The following is a 14,212-nucleotide window of genomic DNA, read 5'->3' as shown; positions in this document are numbered from 1 at the left end:
GGGGTCAGATCCGTTTTCCGCAGGAAAACGGATCTGACCCCAGATGTATTTCGATATCTGACAGATGTGTCGACCAAGGTCGACACCTACCCACAGCCGCCGGAATCTGTCAGAGGTGGGGCGGTGTCGGAGTGCGGGGTGTCAGCCGCATGGATGCGGCTGCCAAGCCTACAGGGGTGAGGGCGCTTTGCTTGCGAAGCACTGCTTCGCAAGCGCCCGAACGCACAGCCGCCGGCGGCTGGGCCGGGCCCCGGAGGGGTACTTGCGGCGTCCCCGCACTCCGACACCGCCCCGCCATCCCACGGAATGCCAGCTTCTGCTGTTGCTGTTGAGGTTGCCGGCCAGCGGCCGGCACTACAGCAGGTGCAGGGCTGCAAGCCCTGCTCGACCAACTTCACACCGTGATGGTCTGGGTCAGCGATTCCCAGGTCGGCGGCACTGGCCACGCGGCGGCCTGGTTGCCATCCAGCACCCTTCGCAGATCGCGCGGGTCAATCTGCGGGGCCAGCACATGCACCAGCTCCAGCGCGTAATCGCGCAGCACCCGGTCGCGCGGCAGCACCGCCCAGGCGATGCACTCGCTGATCGGATCCGGCGCCGGCCATGCCTTCAGGTCTTCATCATTGGCACTGACCGCCATCTCGGCCAGCAGGCCCACGCCCAGCCCGGTGCGTACGTAGGTCTTGATCAGATCGGCATCCAGTGCGGTCAGCGCCAGATCGGGCACCAGGCCATGTGCGGCGAAGGCACGCTGCAGCGACGAGTTCGGGCGCGTGGAGGATTCATAGCTGATCAGCGGTTGCCGGGCCAACGCGGCCAGGTCCGGCACGCGCCCGGCGCGGTCCAGCGGGTGGCCCTTGGGCACCACCACCAACCGCCGCCAGCGGAACAGCGGCACCGCGATGCCATCGGTCGGTTCACTGCCGGCCGTACTGATGATGGCGATATCGGCATCACCCTGCTTCAACCGGTCCAGCGCGTCGGCTTCGGCCGCCTGCTGCAGATGCACGCTGACCTGCGGGTAGGCCTGCTTGATCGCCGCCACCGCCGGCGGCAGCACGAAACGCGCCTGGGTGTGGGTGGTGGTCAGGATCAGCTGGCCCTGGCTTTCACGGCGTTGGTTGGCGGCATAGGTGCGGATGTTGTTGGCTTCGGCCAGCACCGCACGGGCACGCGAAATGACCTCGGTGCCGGCCGGAGTGACCGATTCCAGACTGCGCCCCTTGCGCACGAACAACAGGAAACCGAGCTCGTCCTCCAGCTGCTTGAGCTGCTTGGACAGGCCGGGCTGGGTGGCGTGCACGCGCGAGGCGGCCAGCGTGATGTTCAGCTCGGCGTCGGCGATGGCAACCAGGTAGCGCAGCTGGGTCAGCGTCATGGGCAGGCGGGCGGCATGGGGCGGAGGTCCACTCTAGGGTCAATTGCCGTCACCAGCTTATAACCAAAGGTTGTTTAAGAAAGGTATCTGGTCATTTCCGGGCGTCATATGCCGGCGCTACGGTCAGCCGGCAGCCGCTGGCCTGAACAGCCAGCCCTCCCCCCTTTGCCCGCCGATGCCCGGCGCGGCCCCGTTTCCGGAGTGCATCCATGGCCCTGTACGACTCCATCCTCGATACCGTCGGCAACACCCCCATCGTCAGACTGCAGCGCCTAGCGCCGCCACAGGTCAGCGTCTACGCCAAGGTCGAGTCGTTCAACCCCGGCGGCTCGGTGAAGGACCGGCTGGCGCTGGCGATCATCCTCGACGCCGAAGCGCGTGGCCTGCTCAAGCCCGGCGACACCATCGTCGAGGCCACCTCGGGCAACACCGGCGTGGCGCTGGCGATGGTCGCCGCCGCACGTGGTTACAAGTTCGTGGCCACCATGGTCGAGACGTTCTCGGTGGAACGCCGCAAGCTGATGCGCGCCTACGGTGCCAAGGTGATCCTGACCCCAGCCGCCGAGCGTGGCAGCGGCATGGTACGCAAGGCGCGTGAACTGGCCGAGCAGCATGGCTGGTTCCTGGCCAGCCAGTTCGCCAACCCGGCCAATCCGGCCTATCACCGCAACACCACCGCCGCGGAAATCCTGCGCGACTTCGCCGGCAAGCGGCTGGACTACTTCGTCAGCGGCTGGGGCACCGGCGGCACGCTCACCGGCGTCGGTGAAGTGCTGAAGGTCGCGCGCCCGCAGACCCGCATCATCGCCACCGAACCTGCCGGCGCCGCACTGCTGAAGGGCGATGACTGGAAGCCGCACAAGATCCAGGGCTGGACACCGGACTTCGTGCCCGACGTGCTCAACCGCGATGTGGTGGACGAACTGGTGTCGGTCGACGACGACCGTGCCATTGCCACCGCACGCCGCCTGGCGGCCGAGGAAGGCATTTTCGTCGGCATCTCCGCCGGTGCCACCGTGGCCAGTGCGCTGGACGTGGCCGCGCGTGCTGAACCGGGCGCAGTGATCCTGGCCATGCTGCCGGACACCGGCGAGCGCTACTTCTCCACCCCGCTGTTCGCCGATGTGAATGAAGGCTCCGACGACGAGTGGCTGGCCGGTCTGCCGTGACACCCGGGGTCAGAGCCTTTTCCATCCGGAAAAGGATCTGACCCCATGCTGCATGCCCGGGGTCGGATCCCTTTCCGCAGGGAAAGGGCTCCGACCCCGTTCTGCTTCAGCCTGCGTGAAGGCGCCGCCCTCCATCGTGCGCGAAGGCCGTCGGATCGCAGCGCGTGAGACGGTCATGACGCAGTATCGATGCCCTGTCCCCTACCGTGGGAACAGCCGGCGCAGATGCTGCGCGGATCACCTCACAGGCAGGAGACGGACGCATGAAGATCGAAGTTTGGCAGGGCGACATCACGACCCTGGCGGTGGATGCGATCGTCAACGCGGCCAATGAAACACTGCTCGGTGGCGGCGGCGTCGACGGCGCGATCCATCGCGCGGCCGGCGCCGCATTGCTGACCGAATGTGCGCAGTTGCCGGAGCTGCGCCCGGGCGTACGCTGCCCGACCGGCGAAGTACGCGCCACCGGTGCCTATGCGTTGCCGGCGCGACATGTACTGCACACGGTGGGCCCGGTCTGGCACGACGGCCAGCGCGACGAACCGGCACTGCTGGCCAACTGCTACTGGAAATCGCTGCAGCTGGCCGAGTCGTTGGGCGTGCAGTCGATCGCGTTCCCGGCTATCAGTTGCGGTGTGTACGGCTATCCGCTGTACCAGGCCGCGCAGGTCGCGGTGACCGAAACGCTGGCGTGGCAGCGCAGCCATGCGCAGCCGATGCGCATCGTGCTGGTCGCGTTCAATACGGCCACGGCCAAGGCCTATCAGCAGGCATTGGCTGCGGCGGGTCAGAGCCCGGAAAGCGAGCCGCGCGGCGCGATGTTGCCGCCGCTGGGCGATGCAGGCCTGGCCGCCGCGCATTGAGCGACGGGTTGGGAGAACGAAGAAGGCCGGGCATTGCCCGGCCTTTTCCGTTGTGCGGTCAGTGTCATCCACGCATGGTGTGGATCTGCCTCAGGGGCTGGCGGCTTCCACGGCGGCGTCCTCGGCCACGGCGGCCGCACCCGTGCTGGCGCCCTCCACCTGCACGCGCACTTCCACCAGGCCGGCAGCGTCGTTCAGGCTGGACACGTCCACTGTGTAGTGACCGGCCGGCAGCGTTTCCTGCAGGCGCGCATTGGTGCCATTGCCACCATCGTCGTCACTCAGCTCGACGTCGCCACCAACCACGCGCAGCACGGTGTCGACCTGGCTGGAGATCGCATCCAGACGCACGTCGGCCGGGCGATCCAGGGTCAGCAGGAAGCGGCGGCGGCCCTCATTGTCGAGCATGGTGTAGACGCTGCCCGAGCTCGGCAGCGCGCTGCCATCGCGCTCGACCAGATTGCCCGGCAGCTCGATGCGCGTGGCGGTCAGGGTGAACATGCCATTGACGCCGCTGCCGAGGCCACGCGCGGTCAGGGTGTACTTGCCCGGCTTCAGCGACAGACTCAGGCGCGAGTTGGTGCTGTCACCGCCATCGTCGTTCTCGGCATCCACGCCCTGGCCGGACAGCTTCAGCACCGGATCGAACACGTCCGACACCAGGCGGATCTCGTACAGGCCTTCCTTCTCCACCTGCAGCGTGTAGTCCTGCGAATCGCTGGCGAGCATGTCGACCACCTCGCCACTGCCCAGCAGCGGCTTGCCGTCATACGGCTTCAGCTTCTCGGCGCGCAGGCGATACGGGCCAAAGGCGGTCGCGCCATCGGCGTTGACCGCCACCTGGTAGGTGCCGCCACCGTTGGCGCGGAAAGCCAGCGAAACGTCACCTTCGCGCTCGTAGCCGGTGTTGCTGGTGGACACCAGGCTGCCGTTGCTGAACACGGCGATCGAGCCGCTCAGTGCACCGGTCAGCTTCAGGCCGACCAGGTCCTTGTCGGCCAGCGTGATCTGGTAGAGCTGGTGATGGCTGCCGTCGTTGAAGTTGATGCCGCTGCGCGAGGTGATCTCGCCGGACACCGGCTTGTCGAATTCCAGCGATGCGGCCTTGCCCGCATCCGCGCTGCCACCGATGCGGTTGCAACCGCCGGCGACCAGGGCCGTGGCAACGGCCAGTGTGAGTGCTGCCAAACGCATGTTGTTTCTCCTTGGCCTTCCATGTAGTTCCCGCATGCCGGCCGGGCACGCGGGGGCGGAAACGATACCCGCAAAAGCAAACGCCGGCGTGATGCCGGCGTTGCCCTGTTCATCCTGCGATGGAACGGATCAACCGTTCCACTTGCCCAGCGCGGCCAGGCCGTTGTCCTTGGCGCGCTCGAACACGGTCTTCTGCGCCGCAGCGTAGTTGCCCTTCATGTCCTTGGCCCACAGCTTCAGCGCGGCCTGCTGCATGGCACGGCCGTAGGAGAAGCTCAGCGGCCACGGCAGGTTGCCCAGCTGGTTCATCGCGTTCAGGTGTGCGGTGGACTGCTCGTCGGTCTGGCCGCCGGACAGGAACACCACGCCCGGCAGGATCGCCGGCACGGTGCTCTTGAGGCACATGACGGTCGATTCGGCCACTTCCTCGACGTCGGCCTGCTCATCGCAGCCCTTGCCGGAGATGACCATCGAGGCCTTCAGGATGGTGCCTTCCAGCAGCACGTTCTGCTGGTACAGCGCATCGAACAGCGAACGCAGGGTCGCTTCGGTCACTTCGTAGCAGGTCTCGATGTCGTGGTCGCCGTCCATGATCACTTCCGGCTCGACCATCGGCACCAGGCCGCATTCCTGGCACAACGCCGCATAGCGGGCCAGCGCGTGGGCGTTGGACTCGATGCAGGTGCCCGACGGAATGCTCTCGCCGATGTTGATCACCGCACGCCACTTGGCAAAGCGCGCGCCCAGCTTGTAGTACTCCTGCAGGCGCTCGCGCAGGCCGTCCAGGCCTTCGGTCACCAGCTCACCCGGGCAGCCGGCCAGCGGGTGCGCACCCTTGTCCACCTTGATGCCCGGAATCATGCCGTGGTCGGCCATGTACTTGGCGAACGGCACGCCGTCCTTGGTCGACTGGCGGATGGTTTCGTCGTACAGGATGGCGCCGGAAATGTGCTCGTTGAGCTTCGGCGTGGTCAGCAACAGTTCGCGGTAGGCGCGACGGTTCTCCTCGGTGTTCTCGATGCCGACGCCAGCAAAACGCTTGGCGATGGTAGCGGTGGATTCGTCGATCGCGATGATGCCCTTGCCCGGGGCAACCATGGCCTGGGCGGTTTCAGCCAGCTGTTCGATGCTCATGTACTTCCTGTGGCGGGTGCGGGAAAAACGTAAGTATAGCCCCGCCACCCGTTGCCTCGCCGTCGAGGCCAGGTTGGAAACGATTCCAATGTCCGCACCGGACACGCCATGTCCTGCCGTTGGGGGTCAGAGCCCCTTCGGGGATCTGACCCCGGGTCGGATCCGCACAGCGGCTCCGACCCGATACCGCCAGGGCTTACAGGTCGCCCAGGCCGCTGGCGCGGCCGTCCTCGCCCACTTCCAGCAGGCGCAGGGTGTTGGTCGCGCCCAGCGTCTCCATGTGCTCGCCGCTGGTGAATACGACGCGGTCACCGGCCTGCAGCAGTTCCGATTCCACCAGCAGGCGGATGCTGCCACGTGCGGCTTCGCGCGGGGTCAGCCCGCGGCTGTCGAAGTTGATCGGATAGACATCGCGCATCAGCGCCATCTGCCGGCGTGCGCCGTCATGGCGGGTCACCGCGAACACCGGCGCCTTGGCGCGGAAACGCGACAGGTAACGGGCGGTGCCACCGGATTCGGTCATGGCCACGATCGCGCGCACGCCCACGTGCTGCGACAGGAACATGGTGGCCATGGCGATGGCCTGGTCGGCACGCTCCAGGTTGCGCGGCGAGGCGTTGAAATCGGTCTCGGTCTGGAACTGGCGCTCGGCGCCCAGGCAGATGCGTGCCATCGCTTCCACGGCCTTGACCGGGTAGGCGCCAGCGGCGGTTTCGGCCGACAGCATCACCGCGTCGGTACCGTCGATGACCGAATTGGCCACGTCCAGCACTTCGGCGCGGGTCGGGATCGGGCTTTCCACCATCGACTGCAGCATCTGCGTGGCGGTGATCACCACCTTGTTCTGCGCCAGCGAGGCCTTGATGATCTTCTTCTGCAGGCCCGGCAGTTCGGCGTCGCCGATTTCCACGCCGAGGTCACCGCGGGCCACCATCACCACGTCGCTGGCCTCGACGATTTCTTCCAGGTTCTCGATCGCCTCGGTGCGCTCGATCTTCGAGACCAGCGCGGCGTCGCAACCGTGCGAGCGGGCGATCTCGCGCGCATCGTTCATGTCCTGCGCGTTGCGGCAGAACGACACGGCGATGAAGTCGACGCCGATCTTGGCGACGATGCCGATCAGTTCCTTGTCACGCTCGGTCAGCGCGCCCAGCGACAGGCCGCCGCCCTGCTTGTTCAGGCCCTTGCGGTCGGACAGCACGCCATCGTTGAGCACGGTGTTGACGATGCGGTCGCCCTGCACTTCCACCACCTGCAGCTGCATCAGGCCATCGTCGAGCAGCAGCACATCACCGGGGCCGACGTCCTGCGGCAGGCCGAGGTAGCTGACGCCGACCTGGCTGGCGTTGCCCGGGCCGGCGTTCTCGCTGGCGATCAGGTCGAAGCGGTCGCCGGCCTTCAGCTGCACCTTGCCTTCGGCGAAACGCTCAATGCGGATTTTCGGGCCCGGCAGGTCGGCCAGGATGCCGACTTCCACGCCCACGCGGGCTGCGGCGGCACGCACTTCCGCGGCACGCTTGGCCTGGCCGGACGGGTCACCGTGGCTGAAGTTCAGGCGCACCACGTTGACGCCGGCGCGGAACAGATCCTCCAGCACGCCCGGCGGATCAGTGGCCGGACCGAGGGTGGCAAGGATCTTGGTGCGACGCTGACGCTCGAACATGATGAAGGGGCCTCTCCCGTTAAAGGACGGAAATTAGCACATCCTTCACGCCCCATGTATACGGTTACAGCCTTGCGCCACCTGACTTCACGGGTCATGCAACGGACATGCTCCGGACATACGCTGGCGCAGGGAGCGGTTGCGTAGAGCCCAGCCCATGCTCGGCTGGGCCGTGGGCCGCAATCAGCCGAGCGTGGGCTCGGCTCTACAGGAAGTTAGGCCAGCAGCGTCGTCAGCTGCGCCGGCTCGCGTGCCAGCTGGCCGGCACCGGCTTCGGTGAGTTCGGCCTCGCCACCAAAGCCCCACAGCACACCGACACTGCGCAGGCCGTGGTGACGTGCGCCTTCGATGTCCATGCGACGGTCGCCGATCATCCAGCACTGTGCCGGCTGCACCCGCAGGCGGCGCAGCGCCTCGCCGACCAGTTCCGGCTTGTGGCTGCGTGAGCCGTCCAGGGTGGAACCGACGATCTCCTCGAACAGCCCGCCAAACGGCAGGTGGGCGAGGATACGGCGCGCATGCGGCTCGTTCTTGGCCGTGACCACCGCCAGGCGGTGGCCGCGACCATGCAGCGTGCGCAGGGTGTCTTCGATCTGCGGATACACGGTGTGCTCGCGCCAACCTTCGGCGTCGAAACGCTCGCGGTAATAGCCCACCGCCTGCTCCACACGCGCCGGTTCACCGAACAGCGGCGCGAAGGTGGTGCGCAGCGACGGACCGATCCAGCCCAGCAGCGTGTCCTGCGCCGGCACCGGATGGTCCATCTTCTGCAACGCATAGGCGATGCAGGCGGTGATGCCTACCTGCGAATCGATCAGCGTGCCGTCCAGGTCGAAGAACAGGACATCCCTGCGCGGGTCGGCACTCATGCGCCGCGCGCGTCCAGTGCCGCCACTGCCGGCAGGGTCTTGCCTTCCAGGAACTCCAGGAACGCGCCACCACCGGTGGAGATGTAGCTGACGTCCTTGGCGATGTCGAACTTGTCGACCGCCGCCAGGGTGTCGCCACCGCCGGCGATGGAAAATGCCGGCGAGCTGGCGATGGCGCGGGCCAACGCTTCGGTGCCCTTGCTGAAGGCTTCGAACTCGAACACGCCGACCGGGCCGTTCCAGACCACGGTGCCGGCCTTTTCGATCAGCTGCGCGTACTGCGCGGCGGTCTGCGGACCGATGTCCAGGATCAGGTCGTCTTCGGCAACGGCGTCAACCGCCTTCACTTCGGCAGCGGCATCGGGCAGGAACTGCTTGGCGGTGACCACGTCCACCGGCAGCGGGATGTCCGCGCCGCGCGCCTTGGCATCGGCCACGATCTTCCTGGCGGTATCCAGCAGGTCCGGTTCGTACAGCGACTTGCCGACGTTGTAGCCGGCGGCGGCGATGAAGGTGTTGGCGATGCCGCCGCCGACGATCAGCTGGTCGACCTTGCCAACCAGATTGGCCAGCAGTTCCAGCTTGGTGCTGACCTTGCTGCCGGCCACGATGGCCAGCAACGGCTTGGCCGGCGCGTCCAGTGCCTGTGCCAGCGCATCCAGCTCGGCCATCAGCAGCGGGCCGCCGGCGGCCACCGGGGCGAAGCGGATGACGCCGTGGGTGGAGGCCTGGGCGCGGTGCGCGGTACCAAAGGCATCCATCACGAACACATCGCACAGTGCGGCGTACTGCTTCGACAGGGCTTCATCATCCTTGCCCTCGCCCACGTTCATGCGGCAGTTTTCCAGCAGCACCAGCTGGCCCGGCTGGACGTCCACGCCGTCAACCCAGTCACGCACCAGCGGGACCTCGCGGCCGAGCAGTTCGGACAGGCGGGCGGCGACCGGGGCCAGCGAATCGGCTTCGCTCCACACGCCTTCCTTCGGGCGCCCCAGGTGCGAGGTGACCATCACCGCCGCGCCCTGCTCCAGTGCGCGCTTGAGCGTCGGCAGCGAAGCGGTGATGCGCTGTTCGGAAGTGATGCGGCCATTCTCGATCGGCACGTTCAGATCCTGGCGGATCAGCACGCGCTTGCCGGAGAGGTCGAGGTCGGTCATGCGGACGATGGACATGGGCAACTCTTTGGCTCAGGGACGGGATGCCGGGATGCGGCAGACGGCCATTGTATCGGGTGCGGGTGGTGGGAGGGCCGATGCCTGCGGCAGGCAGAGGCGCAGGGCAACAGCAACAGCCGAAGCAAAATCACTGGCGCTTCGTGGTGCTGTGGGTGGGCCGGGGCGGTGTGGGGCCGCGGGGGACGCCGTGAATCCATCCATGGAGGCTCGGGCGCGCCATCCATGGCGCTTACGCCCCCGCGACCCCACACCACCCCGGCCTCGACAGGTTCCTGCAGTGGAGCGGATGGCAAAGGCAAGAGCAGTTGGTGGTATCGGATGAAGAAGGAAGGGGTCAGATCCGTTTTCCTACGGAAAACGGATCTGACCCCGATGGCCGTCGAGCGAAGCGACCCGCTTCCGCTCTTGCTCTTCTTTCTTCTGTCCCGTGGGGGGAAGCAACCGGAAATTGTCAGAGGCCGGGCGGGGCGGGTTCGCGGGGGTGTCCGCCGCATGGATGCGGCGGCCAAGCCTACAAGGACGTACTTGCGGCGTCCCCCGCGAACCCACCCCGCCCGGCCAAGCGCAGCTTTTGCTTCTGCTTTACACGACCAACCCCACCCATGAGGGGCTGCGCCGTTCGCCGGAACCTACGCCGAAGGCGTCGGCTTCTGCTTCAGCAGGCTGAGTGCCAGGCCACCCACCACCAGCACGCCCAGGCCCAGCAGCGCCCATAGCAGCCACGCCTTCCAGTCATGCTGCGACTTCAGCGCGGCATCGCCGGCCAGCGGCTCCGGGCTGCCCTCCAGCCGTGCCAGTGTCGGTTGCCACGACGGATCATTGCGCTGCCGCAGCTCCTCGATCAGTACCCCGATCGGGGCTTCGGCGCGGCGCGCGGTCGAACTGCCCACCGCCAACGCGTAGGGCGCGGCACCCTGGCTCAGGAACACCAGCACTTCCGGCTGGTAACCCAGGCGCAGGGTCGGCGCGGTCGCGGACTCCGCCGGGTTTGCCACCAGTTTCCAGTAGCGGTCGCGGTACACGCCGCCCAGCGGCTGCGCGGCCGACTGCTGGCGCTGGCCCTGCGTTCCCTGCTGCACCTGGTAGGCAATCCACGGTGCGCTGCGACGCTGCCATTCCGCGCCCGGGTCATCGCGGCTGAACAACGTCCACTGCACCAGGCTGTTGTCGGTGCTGGCCACGTCGGCACGTGCCACCGGGAAGCGCCCGTCCATCTCGAAGGTGTACTCGCCCTTGCCGGCCGCGGCCGGCTCCAGCGACAGCCATTCCCACGGAATCGTGGCCGGTGCCGGTGGCAGTTCAACCAGTACGCTGCGCAGGACCGGCAGGCGTGCGTCGCCCTGTGCCAGCACGCGCAGGTAGCGCGCTTCACCGTCCACCTGCAGGCGGCGCTGCAGCAGGCGCTTGCCGGCGCGCTGCAGATCCACCAGCGGAATGTCGCGGCCCAACGGACGCCAGTGCTGCAGGTCGTCGCTGGCGTCAAGCTGCACCTGCGCCTGCAGAGGCTGGCCACTGTCGGCCCAGTCCAGCACCAGCGCTGCCATCGGCTGCTTGTCCAGCACGCTGGCGTCGATCAGCCAGCCGCCCTGCGCGTTGGCGGCCACGCCGGCACCCACGCGCGCCTCGACGCGGCGCACGCGGCCGTCGGTATCACGTTCGGTCAGCAACTGCAGATCGTTGCGCTGCGCTTCGGCCAACGGCGGCAGCGCGAACCAGGGCAGTTCACGCTGCACCGGTGGCTGCGCCAGCGGCTGGTCCGGCGCCAGCAGCGCCGAAGGCAGTGACTGGCCAGCCGCGTTGAACACCTGCAGATCGCCGAGGTCGGCGGCACCGGAACGGCGGTAGATCGCCGGTTCCAGCACGATACGGTAGGCACCGGATTGTGCGCTGGACAGGGTCAGCGGCCATTGTTCGGCGTACTGCGTTCGATACTCGGCGGCCTGCGCAGCGACAGCGGCCAGCAGGCCGAACATTGCCGGCAGCAGTGCCCTGCTCCACGTTTTCATTGTTTTTCCTCCACGGTCGGCGCCGCGCTGGGCGGTGCCGGTGCCAGATAGCCCACGACCGTGCACAGCAGGCCGTAGGCGATGAACGATGCGATGCCCAGCAGGTTGCCCAGGTGCTGACGATCGACGAGCACCAGCTTGGCCAGCACCACGCCCATCAGCACCGCGCCGACCATCCACAGCACACGCTGGCCGCGGCGCGAGCCCCACACCCAGGCGATCACGCCCAGCACGCTCCACAGCACGGTCAGGCTGGTCTGCGCCAGGCTGAAGCGCAGCATCGACGCGCTCCACGACAGGCCACCCCACTGATGCACGCCATGCAGCACCAGGCTGGTCAGCGCGACGAAGGCCGACAGTGCCAGCAGCGGCGTGCGGAGGTTCAGCAGGGCCTGCGGTGCCTGCCCGCTGTACAGCCAACGCGCCAGCAGCAGCAGGCTCAGCCACTGGCCGATCTCGGCCGGGTTCAGCACCGGCAGCCACAGCAGCGGAGCGGCATCGCCCGGCAACAGCTGGCCGAACAACCAGCCGATCGACAGCAGCCCGAACAGCACGCACTGCAGCGGCGTACGCGCGCGGTCGAACGCTTCACCCAGCGGCCAACGCAGTACGCTCCAGCGCCACAGCGACAGCGCAGCCATCAGCAGCCACGGCAGGGTGATCAGCAGCGTCGTCCAGCCGTGCGCCAGGCCAGCCTCGCCACCGCCCCACAACGCCAGCAGCGAAAGCAGCGACGGCCACAGCAGCCACCACAGGAACTGCGCAATGCGCGCCACGGCGTCGCCGCCCTGGCGCAGGCACAGCAGCGTGCGCACGCCCAGCAGTGCGAACACGGCCCAGGCCAGCGCGCCGTAACCTGCGAACGGCTGCTGGTGCGCATCGCTCTGCATCAGGGCCAGCGGGAAGCCCAGCGCCAGCATCGCCAGCGCTGTCACGCCCAGCGCACGCGCCGGCTGGCGGCGCTGCACCTCGGCGGCCAGCCACGCGGTGATGGCCACCAGCACCAGCAGCGCATCGGCTTCGGTACGGTGCGGGAAGAAGCGGAAGATCTCGTGGACAAGCCCTCCCAGCCACCACAGCAGCCCCCACAGGTAGTAGACCAGTGCGACCTCATGGCGTGGCCTGCGCTGGTAGCTCCACGCCGAGGCGAACCCGGCCACGGCCAGCAACAGTGCTCCGATGGCCGTTGGGTTGAGCAGGAAGCGCGCGTCTTCAAGCCAGTGGTCGGCGCCTGCAACAAAGGCGAACGCCGCGCCGATCTGCAGCAGCGCACCGGCCACCTGCGGCAGCCAGCGCTTCTGACGCAGCCCCAGCCAGGCCAGGCCGGCACCTTCCAGCGCAAACACCGCGCCAGTGGCCCGCGCCGACAACGCCAGCGGCACCGCCAACGTGGCAAAGCCCACCGCCAGCACCGCATGCGACTGCGCCAGCACGGTATACGACGCGCGTGCGATCAATGCCCGTGCCAGCACCGCGTAGATCGCCGCCAGGCCCAGCGCGCACAGCGCCAGCGTCATCGGCTGCTCATGCAGCATTCCCGCCTGCAGCGAGAACGCCACCAGCGGCGTGCCGAACACCAGGCTGCCATCGACCAGATCGCGCCGCCCGGCCGGCTGCCGGCGCGCGTACAACAGCGGGATCAGCAGGTAGAACGCGAAGAACAGCAGCAGGAACGGTTCGGTGCTGGCGAACTTGTCCGGCGCGTACTGCAGCACGCCCCAGAACGTGCCGATGCCGAAGGTGAAGGCGAAGCCCAGCAGGTTCAGCGCGCGCCACGGGCGGAACCAGGCGATGGCGAAGATGCCGGCGTTGAGCACGGCGTAATAGCTGAACAATCCCACGTGGTTGCCACTGCCGGTAGACAACCACAACGGCGCCATGAAACCGGCCAGGATGCCCAGCACCGCCAGCGTGCGCGAGTTCTGCACCACCGCCAGCACGCACAGCCCGGCCACCAGTGCGATTGAACTGGCAAAGGCGAACCCCGGCGCGAGCAGTTCGAACCGCTTGAACGCGGCAAAGATGGTCAACAGCAGTACGCCGATGGCCCCGCCCTGCAGGGCCAGCGCGAACAGGCGCCGGCGCTCGCGCTGATGCCAGCCGAATGCCAGCAGTCCCAGCGCACCCACGGTGATGCCGGCCAGGCGCAACTCGATCGGCAGCACCAGCCAGCCCTGGTCGCTGACGTACTTCAGCAGCGCGGCGACGCCGGCCAGCAGCACCAGCATGCCGATCTTGACCGGCACGTTGCCTTCGGTGAACCAGCGCTTGACCGCGCCGATGCCACGCTCGATGAAATTCGGCAGCGCCGGCTCGGCCGGCAACGGCGGTGCGACGGGGGCCGATGGCACCGGCGGCGGCGCAACCGGGCGCGGCGCGGGCACGTCGGCGGCAGGCGCTGCGGGCAGCGGCGGCTGCGCTGGCGGTGGCGCTGCGGTCGGTGCCGGCCGCAGGAAAGGCGGATCAGCGCTGGCCACAGGCGTCACCACCGGCCGTGCAGGCGCAGCCTCGGCGGCGGCAACCGGGGCCGGTCGGGAAGCCGGTGCGGCGGCCAGCGCGCCTTCCAGCGCGGCAACACGCCGGCGCAGGCCGGCGATCATCACCAGCGCCACCACCAGCAACAGGGGAATGGCCAGCAGAACCAGGACAACCAGGGCGATCAGTGCTTCCATTGCATGCCTTCCAATGCGATCCCGCGCCCCAGCGGCGGCGGTCGACCGGCCCATGCTACGACAGGCCCGGCCCCATGAACGACGAACCC

At 67.8% G+C, this 14,212-nt stretch carries 10 protein-coding genes; 2 read left to right on the top strand and 8 right to left on the bottom strand.

Going from position 1 to position 14,212, the window contains the following annotated elements:
• Window positions 1–394: 394 nt before the first annotated feature.
• On the bottom strand, window positions 395–1,378 hold the full coding sequence (locus C9412_RS11260) for a LysR family transcriptional regulator (protein WP_107231697.1): 984 nt from the start codon (window positions 1,376–1,378) through the stop codon (window positions 395–397).
• 209 nt (window positions 1,379–1,587) lie between these two features.
• On the opposite strand from C9412_RS11260, the gene cysK reads away from it, so the two are divergent.
• Window positions 1,588–2,547, top strand: a complete 960-nt coding sequence (gene cysK, locus C9412_RS11255; RefSeq protein WP_107231696.1) for a cysteine synthase A — start codon at window positions 1,588–1,590, stop codon at window positions 2,545–2,547.
• 263 nt (window positions 2,548–2,810) lie between these two features.
• Window positions 2,811–3,410: an O-acetyl-ADP-ribose deacetylase gene (locus C9412_RS11250; protein WP_107231695.1), complete on the top strand. Its 600-nt coding sequence runs from the start codon at window positions 2,811–2,813 to the stop codon at window positions 3,408–3,410.
• 90 nt (window positions 3,411–3,500) lie between these two features.
• Here the strand turns inward: C9412_RS11250 and C9412_RS11245 are convergent, their stop codons facing one another.
• The 7 genes from C9412_RS11245 to C9412_RS11215 form a co-directional block, all read right to left on the bottom strand.
• A complete protein-coding gene (locus tag C9412_RS11245) occupies window positions 3,501–4,604 on the bottom strand; it encodes an ABC transporter substrate-binding protein (protein WP_107231694.1) in 1,104 nt (367 codons plus the stop codon).
• Window positions 4,605–4,733: 129 nt separating this feature from the next.
• Window positions 4,734–5,738 carry a class I fructose-bisphosphate aldolase gene (locus tag C9412_RS11240; protein WP_107231693.1) on the bottom strand — a complete coding sequence of 335 codons (1,005 nt, stop codon included), beginning with the start codon at window positions 5,736–5,738 and terminating at the stop codon, window positions 4,734–4,736.
• 196 nt (window positions 5,739–5,934) lie between these two features.
• Window positions 5,935–7,401, bottom strand: a complete 1,467-nt coding sequence (gene pyk / locus C9412_RS11235; RefSeq protein WP_107231692.1) for a pyruvate kinase — start codon at window positions 7,399–7,401, stop codon at window positions 5,935–5,937.
• Between the two features lie 215 nt (window positions 7,402–7,616).
• Entirely contained in the window at window positions 7,617–8,270 is a 654-nt protein-coding gene (locus tag C9412_RS11230) for an HAD hydrolase-like protein (RefSeq protein WP_107231691.1), read from the bottom strand.
• Window positions 8,267–9,442 carry a phosphoglycerate kinase gene (locus tag C9412_RS11225; RefSeq protein WP_107231690.1) on the bottom strand — a complete coding sequence of 392 codons (1,176 nt, stop codon included), beginning with the start codon at window positions 9,440–9,442 and terminating at the stop codon, window positions 8,267–8,269. The genes C9412_RS11230 and C9412_RS11225 overlap by 4 nt, the downstream gene beginning before the upstream one ends.
• Window positions 9,443–10,074: 632 nt before the next feature.
• The gene (locus C9412_RS11220; RefSeq protein WP_107231689.1) at window positions 10,075–11,451 is read right to left on the bottom strand and encodes a DUF3999 domain-containing protein; all 1,377 of its coding nucleotides are present in this window, start codon (window positions 11,449–11,451) and stop codon (window positions 10,075–10,077) included.
• Entirely contained in the window at window positions 11,448–14,123 is a 2,676-nt protein-coding gene (locus C9412_RS11215) for a DUF2339 domain-containing protein (protein WP_107231688.1), read from the bottom strand. The genes C9412_RS11220 and C9412_RS11215 overlap by 4 nt, the downstream gene beginning before the upstream one ends.
• Window positions 14,124–14,212: the final 89 nt, after the last annotated feature.

It is taken from the genome of Stenotrophomonas sp. Nf1, from assembly GCF_003028475.1.
GTDB lineage: Bacteria > Pseudomonadota > Gammaproteobacteria > Xanthomonadales > Xanthomonadaceae > Stenotrophomonas.
The sequence above is the reverse complement of the archived record's forward strand: the minus strand, read 5'-3'. Positions and strand labels throughout refer to the sequence as shown.